This is a genomic window from Oceanobacillus sp. FSL W7-1281 (assembly GCF_037969835.1).
Lineage (GTDB): Bacteria > Bacillota > Bacilli > Bacillales > Amphibacillaceae > Oceanobacillus > Oceanobacillus oncorhynchi.
Genome location: NZ_CP150214.1, coordinates 4,159,962 through 4,178,793, shown reverse-complemented (window position 1 = coordinate 4,178,793; position 18,832 = coordinate 4,159,962). Strand labels below are relative to the sequence as shown.

Annotated in this window: 16 protein-coding genes; all 16 read left to right on the top strand. The window is 31.6% G+C overall.

Features of this window, described 5'->3' with window-relative positions; translation table 11 throughout:
• Nucleotides 1–363: 363 nt before the first annotated feature.
• The 16 genes from MKX55_RS20350 to MKX55_RS20275 all read left to right on the top strand — a co-directional run bounded on the left by MKX55_RS20350 (nt 364) and on the right by MKX55_RS20275 (nt 18,382).
• Complete coding sequence (locus MKX55_RS20350) at nt 364–1,128, top strand: Wzz/FepE/Etk N-terminal domain-containing protein (RefSeq protein WP_289584989.1); 765 nt, start codon at nt 364–366, stop codon at nt 1,126–1,128.
• Nucleotides 1,106–1,801: a CpsD/CapB family tyrosine-protein kinase gene (locus MKX55_RS20345; protein ID WP_289584990.1), complete on the top strand. Its 696-nt coding sequence runs from the start codon at nt 1,106–1,108 to the stop codon at nt 1,799–1,801. The genes MKX55_RS20350 and MKX55_RS20345 overlap by 23 nt, the downstream gene beginning before the upstream one ends.
• A gap of 195 nt (nt 1,802–1,996) precedes the next feature.
• Entirely contained in the window at nt 1,997–2,761 is a 765-nt protein-coding gene (locus tag MKX55_RS20340) for a CpsB/CapC family capsule biosynthesis tyrosine phosphatase (protein WP_289584991.1), read from the top strand.
• A gap of 59 nt (nt 2,762–2,820) precedes the next feature.
• The gene (locus MKX55_RS20335) at nt 2,821–4,653 is read left to right on the top strand and encodes a nucleoside-diphosphate sugar epimerase/dehydratase (RefSeq protein ID WP_289584992.1); all 1,833 of its coding nucleotides are present in this window, start codon (nt 2,821–2,823) and stop codon (nt 4,651–4,653) included.
• A gap of 31 nt (nt 4,654–4,684) precedes the next feature.
• Nucleotides 4,685–5,563: a UTP--glucose-1-phosphate uridylyltransferase GalU gene (gene galU, locus MKX55_RS20330; RefSeq protein WP_289584993.1), complete on the top strand. Its 879-nt coding sequence runs from the start codon at nt 4,685–4,687 to the stop codon at nt 5,561–5,563.
• A gap of 75 nt (nt 5,564–5,638) precedes the next feature.
• Complete coding sequence (locus MKX55_RS20325) at nt 5,639–6,766, top strand: aminotransferase class I/II-fold pyridoxal phosphate-dependent enzyme (RefSeq protein ID WP_289584994.1); 1,128 nt, start codon at nt 5,639–5,641, stop codon at nt 6,764–6,766.
• Entirely contained in the window at nt 6,767–7,372 is a 606-nt protein-coding gene (locus tag MKX55_RS20320; RefSeq protein ID WP_289584995.1) for a sugar transferase, read from the top strand.
• 30 nt (nt 7,373–7,402) lie between these two features.
• A complete protein-coding gene (locus tag MKX55_RS20315; RefSeq protein ID WP_339234563.1) occupies nt 7,403–7,930 on the top strand; it encodes a GNAT family protein in 528 nt (175 codons plus the stop codon).
• Between the two features lie 114 nt (nt 7,931–8,044).
• Complete coding sequence (locus tag MKX55_RS20310) at nt 8,045–8,998, top strand: D-cysteine desulfhydrase family protein (RefSeq protein ID WP_339234561.1); 954 nt, start codon at nt 8,045–8,047, stop codon at nt 8,996–8,998.
• Nucleotides 8,999–9,002: 4 nt separating this feature from the next.
• Nucleotides 9,003–9,971 (top strand): ATP-grasp domain-containing protein, encoded by a 969-nt coding sequence (locus MKX55_RS20305; RefSeq protein ID WP_289584998.1) that lies wholly within the window; start codon nt 9,003–9,005, stop codon nt 9,969–9,971.
• Between the two features lie 102 nt (nt 9,972–10,073).
• Nucleotides 10,074–11,381, top strand: coding sequence for a hypothetical protein (locus tag MKX55_RS20300; protein ID WP_289584999.1), 1,308 nt, complete (start codon nt 10,074–10,076; stop codon nt 11,379–11,381).
• Between the two features lie 74 nt (nt 11,382–11,455).
• The gene (locus MKX55_RS20295) at nt 11,456–12,523 is read left to right on the top strand and encodes a glycosyltransferase (RefSeq protein ID WP_339234559.1); all 1,068 of its coding nucleotides are present in this window, start codon (nt 11,456–11,458) and stop codon (nt 12,521–12,523) included.
• A 64-nt stretch (nt 12,524–12,587) separates the two neighbouring features.
• Nucleotides 12,588–13,721, top strand: a complete 1,134-nt coding sequence (locus MKX55_RS20290) for an O-antigen ligase family protein (protein ID WP_289585001.1) — start codon at nt 12,588–12,590, stop codon at nt 13,719–13,721.
• Nucleotides 13,722–13,849: 128 nt separating this feature from the next.
• Nucleotides 13,850–15,142: an oligosaccharide flippase family protein gene (locus MKX55_RS20285; RefSeq protein ID WP_289585002.1), complete on the top strand. Its 1,293-nt coding sequence runs from the start codon at nt 13,850–13,852 to the stop codon at nt 15,140–15,142.
• 61 nt (nt 15,143–15,203) lie between these two features.
• Nucleotides 15,204–16,961: a hypothetical protein gene (locus tag MKX55_RS20280; RefSeq protein WP_289585003.1), complete on the top strand. Its 1,758-nt coding sequence runs from the start codon at nt 15,204–15,206 to the stop codon at nt 16,959–16,961.
• A 365-nt stretch (nt 16,962–17,326) separates the two neighbouring features.
• Nucleotides 17,327–18,382 (top strand): sugar-transfer associated ATP-grasp domain-containing protein, encoded by a 1,056-nt coding sequence (locus MKX55_RS20275; protein WP_289585004.1) that lies wholly within the window; start codon nt 17,327–17,329, stop codon nt 18,380–18,382.
• The last annotated feature ends 450 nt before the right edge of the window (nt 18,383–18,832 follow it).

Here is an 18,832-nt window from a genome sequence, read left to right as displayed (position 1 = left end):
TTTTCTACTAATTATGATTTGTATGATATTAATCGAAGAGAAGATGTAATTAAATTGTAACAAAACGTTTAAACTTGACATAAGGATAAAAGCGAACGCTTTCTTTATTGATGAACAAAAATTTACAAAATAGATATGGTAAAATACATTTAGTATGATATAATTCGACTTATGGCAAAAAGCACCTAACAAATACGTGTGTTTCTCGTATGATATGAGTAAATAGCTAGTGAAAAATACATGTTATTCATACCAAATCTGTTATATAATGGGTATTCGCTCTTTTGCAAGCAATTATCCAAATAATTATAAGATAGTAAGATTTCAAAAAAACGATTTTAATAAAGTAATGGAGGTAAAGGAATGGAAGAAACAATATCTTTAAAGGAGATAGCTGAAGTTATTAAGAAACGGCTGGTGCTTATACTGGCATTCATTTTAGGAATGGCTTTTATCGCAGCAATAGTTAGTTACTTTGTGATAACCCCGCAATATGAAAGCAGTTCGCAGTTTATTGTTAACCAAACGCAGCAAGAGGAAGATCAGTTCACACAATCGGATTTAAGAACAAATGTTGAAATTATAAATACATATAATGTGATTATTAGTAGTCCGGCAATTTTAAATCCGGTTATTGATGAACTAGGATTAGATTTAACAACAGTACAGCTAGCAGATAAAATTAATGTCAGCAGTGAAGAAGATTCTCAAGTTGTTACTGTAACAGCAACAGATGAGGACCCAGTTCAAGCTGTGAATATTGCTAATACAACAGTAGAAATATTCCAAGAAGAGATTCCTTCTATTATGAATGTAGATAATGTTGCTATATTGACTCAAGCTGAATTAGCAGAGAATCCATCACCAGTTGCACCAAATCCAATATTAAACATTGCGATTGGGATTGTACTTGGAGGTATGCTAGGTGTAGGGATTGCATTTATATTAGAGTACCTAGATAACACAATCAGAACTGAACAAGATATTTCAAAACAATTGGGAGTACCAGTTCTTGGCGTAATCTCTCATGTCGATGAAAGTGATATTCAAGGACATCAGCATCCAAATTTAGAACAAACAGAAACAACAGGACGGAGGGGTTTAAATGGCGCGAAAAAAACAGTTTAACGTAGGAAATAAAATGCGGCATTTAATTGCGAATACTAACCCTCGTTCTCCTATTTCTGAACAATATCGTACTGTTAGAACGAATTTGCAATTTGCATCTGTTGATAATGAAATATCAAGTATGCTTTTAACCTCTGCTGGACCATCGGAAGGGAAATCCATGACAACTGCGAACTTAGCTGTTGTGTATGCACAGCAAGGAAAAAAAGTATTATTAGTTGACGCTGATTTACGTAAGCCGACGATTCACTATACTTTTCGTTTAGATAATTTGCGTGGACTTAGTAATATATTAGTTGGTGAGACAACTTTAGAAGAGGCTGCGGAAGCTTCGGATATTACTAATTTAGATGTGATTTCCTGTGGTCCCATACCACCAAATCCTTCTGAATTATTAGGATCAAGAAGAATGCAATCCTTTGTTGAAGTTGCAAAACAAAAATATGATATGGTTATTTTTGATATGCCACCAGTACTAGCTGTAACAGACGCACAAATTTTATCGAATTATGTAGAAGGGACGATTTTAGTAGTTCGTAGTAAAAAAACAGAAAATGATGCAGCAAAGCAAGCAATAGAAGCATTAGAATCTGTCCATGCGAATGTTCTTGGCGTGGTTCTAAATGATCGTGATAAAAAAGAAGCAAATTATTATTATTACTATGGCAGTTAAAATATAAAAAGAGCTCTTAAATATAAGTGCTCTTTTTATTGAAACTGAGATTAGTATTCGCGATAAATATATATGTATAAGGAATATTGTGAAAACTTCGTTGTCGTTAAGGAATGAATAAGCTATACTATTAATTAATAGAACGAAGCTAAGAACAGTACAATGTTTCGTTTTTAATGTTGGGAGAGGAAAAGGTTGATAGATATACACACGCATATTTTACCAGGTGTAGATGATGGGGCGAAATCAGAAGAAGATAGTATTTCCATGGCTAAACAGGCTGTCGGACAAGGCATCCGTACAATTATTGCCACGCCACATCACTATAACGGATCCTGTTTCAATGATAAAGCATCCATTATTCGTAATGTCTCTATATTAAATGAATTATTCAAGAATGAAGGTATTCCTTTGGAGGTATTGCCTGGTCAAGAGACAAGAATCTATGGTGAACTCCTTGAAGGTATAGATAATGATGAAATCCTTCCTTTAAATGAAACTAAATTTCTTTTTATTGAATTCCCTTCTGCCAGCGTACCTCAATATGCAAAGCAGATGCTCTTTGACATTCAAATGAAGGGGCTCACTCCTGTTATTGTTCACCCGGAACGAAATATGGAGCTATTAGAAAACACAAACCTACTATACGATTTTGTGAAAAACGGTGCATTAAGCCAAATAACTGCAGGAAGTCTAATTGGCAAATTCGGCAAGGAGATAAAGAAGTATACGGAGCAGTTGATTGAATGTAATCAAGCCCATTTTATCGCATCCGACGCTCATAATATCAAATCCCGAAAGTTTGTTATGGATGAAGCTTTCGAGACAGTCAAAAAAACTTATGGTTCTGACTTTGTCTATTTATTTCAAGAAAATAGCGAACTGTTAGTTAATAATAAAAATGTGAATCGTATGGAACCTAGTTTACCAAAGAAAAAGAAATTTTTGGGTCTATTTTAAATAGAAAATGTAATCAATTTCTATACAAACATGATCTTGAAAGGAAGGGAGATTCTCCCATGACATATGAAAAAAGATTGGCTCTTTTGATACTATTGGATTCGCTTATTGTAACGTCGTCCGTATTTATTGCTTTTTGGATGGTTTACCCGTCCTACCCAGATAGTTTTTTAGTAGATGAACTTTTGGTAAGTGCGATATCATTTTTAATTTTTCACCATATTTTTGCCTTTGTTTTTAAGTTATATAATAAAGTTTGGTCTTATGCAAGTATAAGAGAATTGGTTGCCATTGTAAAAGCTGTGACACTGACAATTATTTCCGTTGGTATAATACAGTTTTTTGTCAATGATCAAATTTTCCGGAGAGCGTTAGTTATTACATGGCTTTTGCATATTGTCCTTATTGGAGGGTCTCGTTTTGTTTGGCGATTAACAAGGGATCGCTATGTGAGTAAAAAAACTGATAATCAAAAGCGAACACTAATTATTGGTGCAGGAGCTGCAGGGGTAATGATTACTCGCCAGTTGCAAAATGAAAGCGAAAAGGCTGAACTCTATCCTGTCGGTTTTATTGATGATGATTTAACCAAACAAAAGATGGAAATACTTAGTTTGCCAGTTATCGGAATGTCAAAGGATATTTCGGAGATTGTAGAAAATATGCAGGTAGAACATATAGTGATTGCTATTCCTTCATTACATAATGGCGCATTGAAGAAATTAATTAATCAATGCAATGAAACAGGTGTCTCTGTGCAATTGCTTCCGAGGATTGAAGATTTAATGACAGGGAAAATCTCTGTCAGTAATCTAAAAAATGTAGAAGTAGAGGACTTATTGGGAAGAGCACCTGTTAAATTAGATATTGGTGCAATCTCTGAATATGTGACTGGAACAACGGTTATGGTGACAGGAGCAGGAGGATCAATTGGTTCGGAAATTTGCCGTCAACTGATGCGTTTCTCGCCAAAAAAGCTATTGCTGATCGGCCATGGTGAGTTTAGTATTTATAATATTGATATGGAATTAAAAACAACCTTAGAACAAATAGATACAGAAATTATTCCTATTATCGGCGATATTCAAGATAGAGAACGTATTTTTAATATTGTTCAAGAGCATCAGCCTGCGATTATTTATCATGCAGCAGCGCATAAGCATGTTCCTTTGATGGAATACAACCCGCATGAGGCTGTGAAAAACAACATTATTGGCACAAAAAATGTCGCGGAAGCTGCGGATACATTTGGAGTGTCAAAATTTGTGATGGTTTCCACTGACAAGGCTGTAAACCCAACCAATGTAATGGGAGCAAGCAAGCGCATCGCAGAGATGATTGTACAAGGACTTGCGCAACAAAGTACAACGAAATTTGTCGCTGTACGATTTGGAAATGTACTTGGTAGCCGAGGAAGTGTAATTCCGTTGTTTAAAAAACAAATTGCCCAAGGTGGACCAATTACAGTAACCCATGAAGACATGACAAGATACTTTATGACAATTCCTGAAGCATCCCGTCTAGTGATTCAGGCTGGAACACTTGCCAAAGGTGGGGAAATTTTTGTGCTAGATATGGGGGAACCTGTCAAAATATCTGATTTAGCCAAGAATTTAATCAAATTATCGGGTTTTACAGAAAAAGAAATTCCGGTTAAATATTCTGGCTTGCGCCCAGGCGAAAAAATGTATGAAGAGCTTCTCAATGAAGATGAAGTATTCCCTGATCAAGTCTATGAAAAAATCTATGTTGGTCGTACGGTGGAAGTAGATAGACAACTAATTGTAGATTTATTAGAGAAACATGAGGATTATAATAATATCGAGCTGAAAGAAGAAATGATGAAAATTGTTTTTGCGGAAAGACGCGAACTTGAAGCTATGAAAGCATAATTTCATCATTATCAGTCTAGGAGCGTGTGAAATGAAAACTATAAAAAAAGCAATTATACCAGCGGCAGGTTTAGGAACAAGGTTTTTACCTGCAACGAAAGCAATGCCAAAGGAAATGCTACCAATCGTTGATAAGCCAACTATCCAATATATAATTGAAGAAGCAATTGAATCGGGAATTGAAGATATTATTATCGTTACTGGTAAAGGGAAGCGTGCAATTGAGGATCACTTTGATCATAACTTTGAATTAGAAGATACATTGGTGAAAAAAGAAAAATTCGATATCTTAGAGAAAGTAAACTACGCATCCAATGTCGACTTGCATTATATTCGTCAAAAAGAACCAAAAGGATTGGGACATGCTGTTTGGAGTGCAAGGAAATTTATTGGAAATGATCCTTTTGCGGTTTTACTTGGAGACGATATTGTCCAAGCAGAAACACCAGGACTCCGACAATTAATTGATCAATATGAAGAAACACAAAGTTCCATTGTAGGTGTTCAGAAAGTTCCAGATGAAGATACTTCTCGCTACGGTATTGTTGATCCGAGAACTTCTGAAGGTCGGCGCTATATGGTGAATAACTTTGTTGAAAAACCAGTAGCAGGTACAGCACCTTCTAATTTGGCAATTATGGGCAGATATGTTTTTAATCCGGAAATATTTGAATTCCTTGATAAACAACAAATAGGAGCAGGCGGAGAGATTCAATTAACAGATGCAATTCAGATGTTAAATGAGATTCAGCCTGTTTATGCTTATGATTTTGAAGGCCGACGGTATGACGTTGGGGAGAAGTTAGGATTTGTAAAGACGACAGTTGAGTTGGCGTTAGAGAATGAGGAAATTAAAGATGAGTTATATCAATTCTTATTAGATACTGTAAAGAACATAAAATTGAAATAAAAAGCGATAATTAAAATAAGCAATTTGAAATAACTACATAAAGGAATAACAGTTTAAGAAAGGAAGTTTTAAACCATGTCTGAACGTATTTTTCTTTCTTCACCACATATGAGTGAAGAGGGTTATGAACAACAATATGTGCAAGAAGCATTTGATACAAATTGGATTGCGCCTCTAGGCACCAACGTAAATGAATTTGAAAAAGAATTAGCAGAAAAAGTTGGAATCAAATCAGCTGCAGCGTTATCTTCAGGAACAGCGGCAATTCACCTTGCTTTAAAAGCTGCTGGAGTTGAAGAAGGGGATATCGTATTCTGTTCTACTTTAACTTTTTCTGCTACAGCTAATCCTATTATGTATCAACATGCTACTCCTGTTTTTATTGATAGTAATGAAAAAACATGGAATATGGATCCAGAAGCCTTAGAAGAGGCATTTAAAAAATATCCGGAAGTGAAAGCAGTTATTGTTGTTCATTTGTATGGTTTGTCTGCCGATATGGATAGAGTTATGGATATTTGCAAAAAGCATGATGTGGCATTAATAGAGGATGCTGCGGAGTCATTAGGCGGTTATTATAAAGATAAGCATACAGGTACGTTTGGAGATTATGGGATTTTTTCGTTCAATGGGAATAAAATTATTACAACTTCTGGCGGTGGGATGTTAGTTTCTAATAATGAAGAAAAAGTGGCAAAGGCTCGTTTTTGGGCTACGCAATCGCGAGACCAAGCTCGTCATTATCAGCATAGTGAAATAGGTTACAATTATAGAATGAGTAATGTTACTGCAGGGATTGGCAGAGGGCAACTCAAAGTATTAGATAAACGAGTAGAAAAGAAAAAAAATATATATGAGTTTTATAAACGAGAGTTGGGACATTTGGAAGGTATTGAATTTATGCCGGTAAATGAATGGGACAGTCCCAATTACTGGTTGAGTTCTATTCAATTAACTGGAAAAGTGAGACCATTGGATATTTTTGAAGCTTTAGAAAAAGAAAACATTGAATCTCGACCAGTATGGAAACCAATGCATATGCAACCATTTTTTGAACGGTATGATTTTGTTGGTCGAGGAATATCTGAAAAATTGTTTAAGAATGGTGTTTGTTTGCCTAGTGATACGAAGATGACGAGTGAGGATTTACAGAGAGTTTGTAAAGTTATAAAGGATATTTATACTGAAAGGCTTGGTGTATAAATGTATTTAAGTTTTAAAAGAATAATAGATTTTATAATCTCTTTAATATTACTAGTAATACTTTCTCCATTATTCATTATAACAGCCGTTTTAATTAAAGTAGATTCCCGTGGACCTATAATTTTTAAACAGCCTAGGATAGGAAGAAAAGGAAAGACATTTAAAGTATGGAAATTCAGAACAATGATTGATAATGCTGAGAGTATGGGCGGAGGATTGACCACTGCTGAAAAGGACCCAAGAATAACCAACATAGGAAATCTTTTACGGAAGATTAGTATTGATGAAATACCTCAATTAGTTAATATATTAAAAGGTGATATGAGTTTTATTGGTCCGAGACCAGCTCCAGTTGTTCACTTAAAAAAATATAATGATTATGACAAAATTAGGTTAAAGGTGTTACCAGGTATAACGGGTTGGGCCCAAGTTAATGGTCGAAATAAGTTAACATGGCCGGAAAGAATTGAAAAAGACGTATGGTACGTAAGAAATATTTCATTTTTATTAGATATAAAAATTTTATTAAAAACTATAAAAGTAGTTTTATTATCAGAAGGTATATATTCAGGAAGAAATGATTCTAAGGTTAATAGAAAAAAGTAATAGGCTATTTTAACTTTAAAGGAGATTAATATGATTGAGAATGAGCGTATATATTTAAGATTAATGGAAGAAGAAGATATACCCTATAAAGTTAGTTGGATAAATAACCCTGATTTTCGAGGCACACTCAATTTTGATTACCCTGTGTCTAAAGTAGGGACTAGAAAATGGCTAAATAGTGTTTCTGGAAGTCCAAACAGAAGAGATTTCTTTGTATGTAATAAAGAAAATGATGAACCGATTGGCTTTGGGGGTCTATTAAATATTGACTATAAAAATTCAAAGGCTGAATCCTATATGGGGATTGGAGACTTAAGTTCTCAAGGTAAAGGATACGGTTATGATATTAGAAAACTTATTTTGGACTATGCGTTTAATGAATTAAATTTAAATAAAATATATGCATATGTTTGGGAAAAAAATACTCCGATGATAAATTTAAATAAAAAAGTTGGTTTCCAAATTGAAGGTTTATTACGTGAAGATATTCTTTCACATGGTGAATTAAGAAATAGATATATAATGGGAATAACGAAAAGAGAATACAAAAATTTATAATACTATTATCGGATAGCTGTTTAAATCAGAGTTATAATAATTGAAGTTAATAACAATAATTAGGGTGCATCAGAATAATTAAATTTTTAAGAAAGGTATAAATTAGATCTGCATATGAAAAAAATTAATTTAGCAAAAACACCAACTCCTATACAATTCTATAATTCTTTTGAGTCAAATAATATTTATATTAAAAGAGACGATTTAACAGATTTAGCATTAGGCGGGAATAAGGTAAGAAAACTTGAATATTTCTTAGCTGATGCTGAAGAAAAAAAAGCTGATTGTATAGTTACTTATGGTTCTCCCCAATCAAATCATTGTAGATTAACGGCAGCTGCAGCGAGTAGACAGGGAGTAAAAACCGTTTTAATTTTATCAAAATCCGATAAACCAGAGTTTAACGGGAATTATTTTTTATTTGATTTATTTGATGTGGAGGTCGTATGGGTAGATACAGATAATGTGCCACAAAAAATAGAAGAAACGCTCTTGGACCTAAAAAACAAAGGCTATAATCCTTATTTTATTCAAGGTGGAGGACATGGAAATTTAGGAACTCATGCATATAAAGTGGCTTTTGATGAGATTATAGAACAGCAAAGTAAAAAAGATATTGAATTTGACTATATCTTTCATGCTTCAGGTACTGGAACAACACAAGCAGGACTAATTGCTGGAAAAACGATCGTAAATTCAAAAATAAAAATTGTCGGTATAAGTGTTGCAAGAAATAGCAATAGAGGGAAAGAAGTCATCCATGAAAGTTTAAAAGAATATTTTAATGAATTCCATCATTCAATAGATTCTTTTAATGATCAAATTATATTTAATGATTCATATATTGGTGATGGATATGCTCATATATATCCAGAAATAATTGATAATATAAAAACAGTTGCAAAAAAATCAGGTGTTTTATTAGATCCAGTTTATACTGGAAAAGCTTTTTATGGAATGCTTAGTTATATCGATTTAAATAAAATCAAAGATAGCAATGTTCTATTTATACATACTGGAGGAACTCCATTATTATTTAATTATGCAAACATGTTTAAAGAGGAGTAGACCAATGAATTTATTAGTAACAAGTGCAGGCAGAAGAGTTAAAGTAATTGAATATCTTAAAAGTACTTTAAGTGAAATAGATGGAAACGTGATTGCAACAGACTGTGATTTAAAGGCGCCGAGTTTATATTTTGCAGATAAATATGAAATAGTCCCTCGAATTGATGATACTAACTATATTGCATATTTATTGGAACTTTGTGAAAAGTACAATATAGATGGTATCTTTTCTTTGATTGATCCAGAACTAGAGGTATTAGCAATAAATAAAGATAAATTTGATCAAAAAGGTATTAAACTTATCCTTTCTCCACTTGAAATGATTGAAAATAGTTTTGATAAACAAAAAACGTTTAACTATTTAAGAGAGCTTTCTATTCCAGTAGTTCCAACTACGGATGACTGTGAAGAGGCAATTTCATTAATAAATAATAAAAAATACGAATTTCCTATTGTTGTAAAACCTAGAAAAGGTAGCGCAAGTAATGGAATATATATAGTAAATAGCGTACAAGAATTAAAAAATATTTTTACTAATTCAATAGACATGGTTATTCAGCCATTCTATAAAGACAAGGAATTTGGTATTGACGTTTATATAGATATGGAGAGCGGAGAACTGATAGACATGTTTATTAAAGAAAAAGCTGTTATGAGATCTGGTGAGACCGATAAATCAATTTCAATACACAATGAAAAAATAGAAAAGCTGGTAAATGAATTCGTATTAAAAACCAATTTTTCTGGTCCACTAGACATCGACTGCTTTGAAAAAAATGGTGAATATTATATTTCAGAAATTAATCCTCGTTTTGGTGGTGGGTATCCACACGCATATGAAATGGGTTGTAATTTCATGAGGTATATTGTAAAAAATATTAATAAAGAAAAAAATCCTAAGTATCAAGGATTTAAATATGACCCTAATTATGTAATGATGAAATATGATAATATAAAAATCGTCAAAGGTTAATAATCGGTAAATATGATATAAAGCATATAACAATCTGATGTTTCATCCAAATGATTACAGAGTTAAGAAATAGAAGGAACTGTAGAGACAAGGAGTGTAACGATGTTTTTTTTGCCTTATATGAGAGAGAAAAAAATGAGACCAAAAGTTAAGAATGAAAAAAATTTGTATAATAAATTGGATGTAAATAATATTTCTGAATACCAATTGGAAAAGTTTAACGATTTATGGCAAAACATACAATCAAATGCTGTATATTACAATAGTCTTGTGAAAAATAATACAGTTCCTAAAAATATTAATAGTTTTAAAGATTTTCAAACTCTCCCTATTATTAACCGTTCATTTGCTAATCAATACATGGATAATTTAATTAACAAATCAAAAACACCAGACTCATGGGGGACTACAGGTGGGTCAACTGGAAACCCGCTACAGTTTCCTAGCTGGGACTCAGAAACAGAAGATTGTGAGCCTGGTGTGTGGTACTCTAGGGATTTTTATGATATTAAAAGGTCTGACCGTATGTTTAGATTATGGGGGCACTCACATACACTGGGGACTGGGTTATCAAAATATAAAAATATATTTATGTATAAAATTGGTTTGCCTTTGATAGGTTTCAAACGTTTTTCTGCATATGATTTATCAGATGAAAAATTAAAAGTAGCTGGTGAAGAAATAATTAAATTTAAATCAAAGTATATTATTGGTTACAGTAAGGCTTTAAATATGCTTGCAAAAGCAAACGAAGATAAAAAAGAAGAATTTCATAAGCTTAAATTAAAGGCGGTTATTGGAGCAGCAGAAGGATTTGAGAAAAAGGAAGATACAGATTATATTAGTGAAATATTTGGTTGTCCTGTAGCTTTACAATACGCAGCAATGGAAACCAAATATTTAGCTCATACTCATCCTGAGGGCGGGTATAAAGTACTTTGGAAAAATAATTTAATTGAGTGTGTAGATGAGGATGGTAATCCTTCGCAAAGTGGTAGAATATTAGTTACCTCACTATATCCAAGAGCATTTCCGTTAATTAGATATGAAGTTGGTGATATCATTATAGATACGAATAAAAATGATGAGAGTGTCTATAGTTTCAAAGAAATTAAAGGAAGAGACAATGATTATTTAATGATAGACAAAGATACACCTATACACTCTGAGTCAATAACACATGCAATTAAGTTTTCTGAAAAGGTAACAGCTTATCAAATACGATATACAGAAGATTTTACTTATACTATTTACCTTAAATCGAATTTGAATTTAACTGAAAAAGATAAAAAAGAAATTAAAGATAGATTGTCAAAGATAGATGAAAGGTTATCGAAAATTGAAGTAAAACAAACTGATAATTTGAAACAGACGATTGCTGGGAAAACTAAGTGGTTAATGAAAGAATGAATTTATATTAGATATGTATTTTATTTCATTTTAGCAAGAAAAAATCTGTAATAAAGTTTATTAGGAGTTAATATATGGATAAAGTGAGTGTTATAGTTCCGGTATATAATGCCGAGGATTATTTACCTAAAAGTATTGAGAGTTTAATGAATCAGACTCATGAGAACATTGAAATAATCTTAGTAGATGATGGCTCGAAAGATCATTCGTTATCAATATGTGAAAGTTATGCAAATCAAGATAGCAGAATTAAGGTACACAGTATAAAAAATTCTGGAGTATCAGCTGCAAGGAATTTAGGAATTGATGTTGCGACAGGTGAATATATAACTTTTGTTGATAGCGATGATTGGGCAGAAACGAATATGTTGGAACATGCAGTTGCAAACATAAAACAAACTGGATCTGATTTAGTTATTTGGTCGTACTTAAAAAATTATTACAATAAAGAGGTAAAGTTATCACTTATACCTGGAGGGGATCAAATATTTGAAGATGATAAAAGTCTTCTTTATTTAAAGACAATATATGGTAGGTATAGCGAACAAGAAGTAACAGAGGGTGTTTCGGTTGGTACTACATGGTGTAAGCTGTATAAAACAGATTTCATTAGAAAAAATAATCTTAAGTTTAACCCTGTTTTAACCAGAGCCCAGGATACAATTTTTTCAATCCATGCATTTAGTTATGCAAAAAAAATTAGTTTTTTTGATGAAAGTTTATATCACTATAGAATTAGTAACTCATCAACTACTTCAGGTACACGTTTTATTACGGATACACACAGTCCTTTTAATACGCTTTTAAATGAGTATAGCTCTTTTATTCAAGGAAAAGACAACTTTGAGAAATTACAAGTAGCTTTTAATGCACGAACTATTCAAGTATTACTATGGCATTTGGAGCATTATTACTTTCATGAACGATACTCAAAAGGAATCTGGAATAGGAGAAAAGAAATAAAGAATTTAATTATTGCCGAACCATACAAAACGGCATTGTCAGATGTTGATGTTAGATTGCTTCCTAAGAAAGAAAAAGTAATGTCAAAATTGCTTAAACGTAAGCGTGTTTTAACTTTTTATTATATAGTTCTTCTACATAGTAAGTTGGAAAAGATTAGAAAAAGAAGATTTGATTAGAAATAAAAACTGAAATGAGGTACCTTGATTGAGAATTAATGTATATGTAATAGGAGTTATAATAATGTTGTTTGCTTTTTTACAGCCGGATTACTTTACTTCTATTGCGGTTCTTCATTCAATATTTAATTTAATAAGGGTAATTGGTATTATCATAGCTGTTATAATTTGTATTAAGAAGAGGCAATTTTTATATGTTACTGCAATTGTATCTATATACTACTGTGTTTATTCCTATGCAACGTATGTACATGATGGAAGTTATAATGTGCTTATTAGCCACGCAGTTCTTACTTTAGGATTTGTAATGTGGGTGGAATTATTATTAAGAAATTATCCAGATGTTGGATTACATTCATTGAATTTCATATATTCTATTTTAGTATATGGTAATATCATTTTCTTTCTAATCTTTCCAGATGGATATATCGGTTCGGGAAACACAGCTCGATACTTTGTAGGTGTATCTAATCAATTTGCGGCTACATTAATTCCTGCAGTTATTATTAGCATAGTTTACTCATTAGCTAGATTTAATAAAATTATATTAAGCACTAAATTATTAATAGTTGCTGTACTATTTTCATTTGTATATTTTTGGTCAGCTACCTCTATAGTTGGAATATCCCTTATAATTATGTATTTAATATTCATTCATAAAGGATGGCTTAAGCATTTAATAAATTATAAAGTCGTAGCTTTTAGTATGCTTTTTTTGTTTTTAACAATTGTCTATTCAAATAATTTAGGCATCTTTTCATTTGTGATTGAAGATATATTAGGTAAAGATTTAACATTATCCACTAGAACAGTAATTTGGGATGAAGCAAAAGCAATGGTTAGTGAATCTTCATATTACGGATATGGTGCTATTGAAAGTGGTCGATATATTTATTTTAATGAAATGAATCAGAAAGATGCTCACAATATGGTTCTTCAAATATTGTTACAGAGCGGATTTCTTGGACTTTCAGTAATCATTTTATTAATTGCATTTATGTTTAAAAGATTATCAAAATATAAATCTCATCCTGTATCAAAATTTATACTTTTTTCTCTTTTGGTTGCAAGTACCATGATGCTTACAGAACAATATGCGTTTAGATTTATATATATAGTGTTGCTACTTGGAATCTATGCACCTAATATAATCCAAGCAAAATATAAAAATAAAATTAAGACAATACATTTTAAATAATAAAAGAACATTACTTATAGTTTCATAATTAATAATGTTTATATAATAGAATATGGGACAGTTTTAATTTCGTTTGAATCATGTTAGAGAGAGGAATTTTAATTAATATTTCCTCATAGGAGGACTAGATGAAGAAAAGAATTAAAAATATTGCAAGTTCTAATTTCCTACAAAATGTTGTTGTTATGGTAACCGGAACCGCCGGTGCGCAAGCGATTGTTTTAGCTTTTTCTCCAATTATTACAAGGTTGTATGGTCCTGAAGCATTTGGAGTTATGGGAACTTTTAATGCAATGATTAATATAATAGGACCTGTCGCTGCTTTAACTTATCCAATAGCTATAGTGCTCCCGAAGAGTGATTATAACGCGAAAAATTTAATTCGACTTTCTTTGATAATAACTGGAACTATATCTTTGATTTCCCTTATAATAATATTTTTATTTAATGAACAAATAGTAAATATTTTTAATCTAAAAGAGATATCCTCTTTTCTTTATTTAATACCTTTTGTAATCATTTTTGCCGGTCTAGTACAAGTATCTGAACAGTGGTTGATTAGAACAAAGCAATTCAAAATTAACGCAAAAGTGACATTTTGGCAGTCGGTTATAATAAACGGAGGTAAAGCTGGTATAGGACTATTTTATCCATTTGCATCTGTATTAGTTATATTGACTTTTTTAGCAAATGGATTAAGAGCAGCTATGATGATTTTTTTCTCTCGAAGATCTAGTTATAAAGATGAAACTATAGAGAAAGAGGAGAAAAAAACCTCAAAACAATTAGCCAAAGAATATTATGATTTCCCCACGTACCGTGCTCCGGAGGTTTTCTTAAATGCTATATCAAATGGACTTCCTGTGTTAATGTTAACGAGTTTTTTTGGAGTAGCTGCAGCTGGATTTTATACAATTGGGAGAACCATTTTATCTTTACCATCTCAATTAATTGGAAAAGCTGTTGGTGATGTTTTTTATCCAAGAATAGCTGAAGCAGCGAAAAAAGGAGAAAATGTAACAGCGCTTATTAAGAAAGCAACATTAGCATTAGGAGGAGTTTGCATTCTTCCTTTTAGCATAGTTATATTATTCGGGCCAACATTGTACAGTTTTGTATTCGGAAGCGACTGGGTAATAGCAGGTGAGTATGCAAGATGGATTGCATTATGGTCATTTTTTGGTTTAATGAATAGACCAAGTGTGCGGGCTTTGCCAGTATTAAATGCTCAAAGATTTCATTTGATTTACACTATTATTATGTTAGTAACAAGATTGGGGGCATTGACAATTGGGTATGTAGTGTTTTCTAGTGACTTAGTTGCTGTAGCACTTTTTGGGATAGTAGGTGCAATATTAAATTTAGGATTAATATCAATAACTATTAAAATCAGTAATCAGAAAAAGCTAGGATGTTCCTGAATTTAATTATATTAGCTTAAATACTAACAGGCAATAAAAAATAAATGGACGGCGGTAAAAAATGAGTGATTTCATATATTCAAAGAAAAATGTTGAGAACGGAAAATTAACAAAGGAAATTCAAAAAATATATCACGATGATAAACCTTTAGTTAAGGAATTTCATGGTGGCTGGGGTTCTTTAGCAGTAAGCCAAAGTCTATATAATGGCTTTCAACCTTATGAAACAAAAGATCACCTTTTTGTTGTTATTGGTGGACCTGTCTTATATTTTCAAGACAATACATTTCTGAAGGAAATATATGGGGATATAGGCAGTATAGCTATATATAATCGTTGGGTTCAAGGCGAAATTAAATGGGATGAAGATCTTAGTGGGCCATTTGCTATTTTAATAGTAGACAAGGAGTCTTATGAAGTACAAGTTATTACTGATTTAATGTCATTTATTCCAATTTTTATTTACCAAAACCCTAAAAATACAATCCTATCAACTCATGTTGATATTTTAGCAAATGTATCGAATCAAAAAGATAATATTGATATAGTTTCACATGCTGATTTTATACTTAATAGTATCGTTACTTTCCCTTATACAGTATATAATAATATACATCAAATTAATCCAGCTTCAATTCATTATTTAAGTAACGAACCAATTGAAACTAATGCTTATTGGGAACCTAAAGAAGAAAATAAGTATCGTTCTATTAATCAAGCTGCTGAAGAACTTAGAAGTAGTTTAAAAGAATATATAAGTAGAATTACCAGTGAAGTAAGCAATATTGCACAATTTATTAGTGGTGGCGAGGACTCACGAACACTTTCTGCTTTACTTCAGGGGAATTCTAGAGATGCTTTTATTTTCCTTGACCACATGAACAGAGAAGGAAAAGTAGCTAAAAAAGCTGCCAATGCATATGGTGCTAATTTCAATTTAAATACACGTACTAAAACACATTATTTAGAAATTTTAGCAGCATGTTCTGATTTAGTTGGAAGTGGCTCTCAATATCATCATGCGCATACTTTTGGGTTTCATAAGACTTGTAGCTTAAATGAATACTCGGCTGTTTTTGGCGGATTGTTTTCAGATGCTTTATTAAAAGGGATTCGAGTTAAAAAAATACGCGGTTCGAAGCGTTTTCCGTTTATCCCAGATATAAAAAATAGTAATTATTCACCCGGAAAGTCTTTGGAGAATACTCTTTTTACGTCTGATATACTAGAAAAACTAACTAAAAGAAGACAAATTCATTTAGAGTATGTAAAAAGTTTTAGGAAGGAATCTGCGGCAGAATGGTTCGAGCTTTGGCCAAGTTCAATGAATATGAATATACCTAACCTCCATGCTAATCGACGTCTTTTTAGGAGTTATGAACCTTTTATGGCTAATGATATTGTAAAATTGAGTGCTGCGGTTCCTCAGAATTGGAAACTTAATCGTAAGCTATTTCACAAATCTGCAAAACCGTTTTTAAAACCTACTAAATGGTTAATTCATGGAGATGGACGGTTACCTTATTTTTCTTGGTATTTTAATGCGTTTATACAATTTGTCTTTTGGACTTCTAGACAAGTCGGGAAAAGAACAGGTTATATTAAGGGAAACCAAGGCCCATGGGGAGAATGGAATGTAGTTTTAAATAGTAGTGATTGGGAATGTTTTCTAGATAAATACTCTGATAAATCTAATGAAATAAACATTTTATTTAATAACAAAGATATAAAAGAAATAATGAACACTGATAAATTAACTATCATGCAGAAAGTTAATTTGATGCAAGTATTATATCAAATAAATAATCGATTTGAGTAATTTTAAAAGTTTAAGAAATATGCTTTACTTAGATACTAGAGAAAATTAATAGATATATTCAGTTTTTAGATAGTATAAAATTATTTATACACAAAATTCTAATTAACTGAAAATGAAAAAACATTTAATGCTAGTTAGAATGTAAATAAAATTAAATTGTCAGGCTTGTTGAGTAACTTACTATATGGAGATAAAATTCTTTGAAGTAAGTTACAAAAGTTCTTTAAGACTAATTTGCAATAAAATACATTATCCAATAATTGATACATTCTATATAGATTTATAATATTTTCTTATAAATAACAATTCTAGATGACTTTGAAGAGAAATCGATAATGTTAAAGGGATAGATGAGGGGAATTTAAATGGATAAATTAAAGATAATATTAAAGGGAATAAAATATAACATTATTGCGTTAAAGTACTTAATTAAAGAAGAAAGAATAAGTTCTTCTAGAGAAAAATTAATGGCAAAACTTTGGTGTCTATTACATGGATTTACTAGTTCAAAGTATGAATTGTACAACTTTAAATCAGATAATTATAAGTTATATTTATCTGATTTTGCGAGAAGAAAAACTGAAAGAATAAATGGAAAATATGCATTAATTATCAATGATAAAAATATCTTTACTAAAATATTTCAAAACGATAAATTAGTTGCACAGATTTTTGGGGAAATAAAGAATGGAAATATCATTATGAATAATATAGTTAAGTCTTTTGATGACTTCTATAATTTATTAAAAGTAAATAAATCGTTATTTATTAAAAAGCAAAGTGGCGGAGGCGGGAAAGGCATATTTAAATTAAGTATAGAAGACGAAGTTATATATTTAAATAATAAAGAAATAGATATTGCAGATTGTAAAAATTTTATAAATTCCCTTTCTAAACACTTAATAGTTGAAGAATTGACTCAAGCAGAATATTCTCAAAAAATTTATTCAGGAACTATCAACAGTATAAGGGTTATAACGATGAGAGATCCCAAAACTAATGATGTATTTATTCCAATTGCTGTACATAAGTTTGGAAGTGATTTAACTAAACCTGTAGATAATGTATGGAAAGGTGGGATGACTTCTTTGGTGAATTTATCTACTGGACAATTAGGAAAACCTGCGTACCACAAAAATAATAACCATAAAATTGAATGGATATCAACACACCCTGATACCGAGGAGCCTATAGAAGGAGTAATTATACCAGAATGGGATAAAGTTAAAGAAATAGTGTTAGGAGCTGCTAGAAGTCAGGAAAATTTAAAATATGTTGGCTGGGATGTAGTAGTCACTAAGAAAGGCGTAAAATTAATTGAAGGTAATAATTATAGTGAGGTTAGTATACTGCAAATTCATCAACCTTTACTGAAAGATGATAAGGTTAAAAAATTTTATGAATTTCATAAGATAATATAATACATGTTTAAATGACATTGAATTTGAATTAAATAGTATCATTCAATCTCAGCAAATATAGGTGTTTTTTTACCACAGCTTTAGTTGTTGCTCTTTACTAATGTGTTAATTACTATTGGTTGCTGGAAGGACGGCCCCCAGCGGAACTTAGAATAGATTGTTCGTGGTACCCTATTGTTGCGGAGGAAATTATAATGGCTTGTTTTTTATACGTTATAAATTCACTATCACTGACACAAAACAATGGTCAAAGGTGGTGGCGGTGTTGCTCTATTTATGATTCGTGGACTTAAACTATGAATCAATGGGATATATGTGCATATTCAATTTTAGTTACAGGCGAACGGGTAGCACAAATTGACTCGATATAAATATTGGTGAATCTGTAAATATGAAATAATCAGTATATATTGTCTTACTAGACTCAATAGTCTCTCTATTTAGCAAATC

Coding starts and splice junctions, on each gene's coding strand:
- MKX55_RS20305 (WP_289584998.1), top strand. CDS start 9,003: ATGAATTTATTAGTAACAAGTGCAGGCAGAAGAGTTAAAGTAATTGAA.
- MKX55_RS20345 (WP_289584990.1), top strand. CDS start 1,106: ATGGCGCGAAAAAAACAGTTTAACGTAGGAAATAAAATGCGGCATTTA.
- MKX55_RS20290 (WP_289585001.1), top strand. CDS start 12,588: ATGTTGTTTGCTTTTTTACAGCCGGATTACTTTACTTCTATTGCGGTT.
- MKX55_RS20300 (WP_289584999.1), top strand. CDS start 10,074: ATGTTTTTTTTGCCTTATATGAGAGAGAAAAAAATGAGACCAAAAGTT.
- MKX55_RS20320 (WP_289584995.1), top strand. CDS start 6,767: ATGTATTTAAGTTTTAAAAGAATAATAGATTTTATAATCTCTTTAATA.
- MKX55_RS20325 (WP_289584994.1), top strand. CDS start 5,639: ATGTCTGAACGTATTTTTCTTTCTTCACCACATATGAGTGAAGAGGGT.
- galU (WP_289584993.1), top strand. CDS start 4,685: ATGAAAACTATAAAAAAAGCAATTATACCAGCGGCAGGTTTAGGAACA.
- MKX55_RS20310 (WP_339234561.1), top strand. CDS start 8,045: ATGAAAAAAATTAATTTAGCAAAAACACCAACTCCTATACAATTCTAT.
- MKX55_RS20280 (WP_289585003.1), top strand. CDS start 15,204: ATGAGTGATTTCATATATTCAAAGAAAAATGTTGAGAACGGAAAATTA.
- MKX55_RS20295 (WP_339234559.1), top strand. CDS start 11,456: ATGGATAAAGTGAGTGTTATAGTTCCGGTATATAATGCCGAGGATTAT.
- MKX55_RS20315 (WP_339234563.1), top strand. CDS start 7,403: ATGATTGAGAATGAGCGTATATATTTAAGATTAATGGAAGAAGAAGAT.
- MKX55_RS20275 (WP_289585004.1), top strand. CDS start 17,327: ATGGATAAATTAAAGATAATATTAAAGGGAATAAAATATAACATTATT.
- MKX55_RS20335 (WP_289584992.1), top strand. CDS start 2,821: ATGACATATGAAAAAAGATTGGCTCTTTTGATACTATTGGATTCGCTT.
- MKX55_RS20285 (WP_289585002.1), top strand. CDS start 13,850: ATGAAGAAAAGAATTAAAAATATTGCAAGTTCTAATTTCCTACAAAAT.
- MKX55_RS20350 (WP_289584989.1), top strand. CDS start 364: ATGGAAGAAACAATATCTTTAAAGGAGATAGCTGAAGTTATTAAGAAA.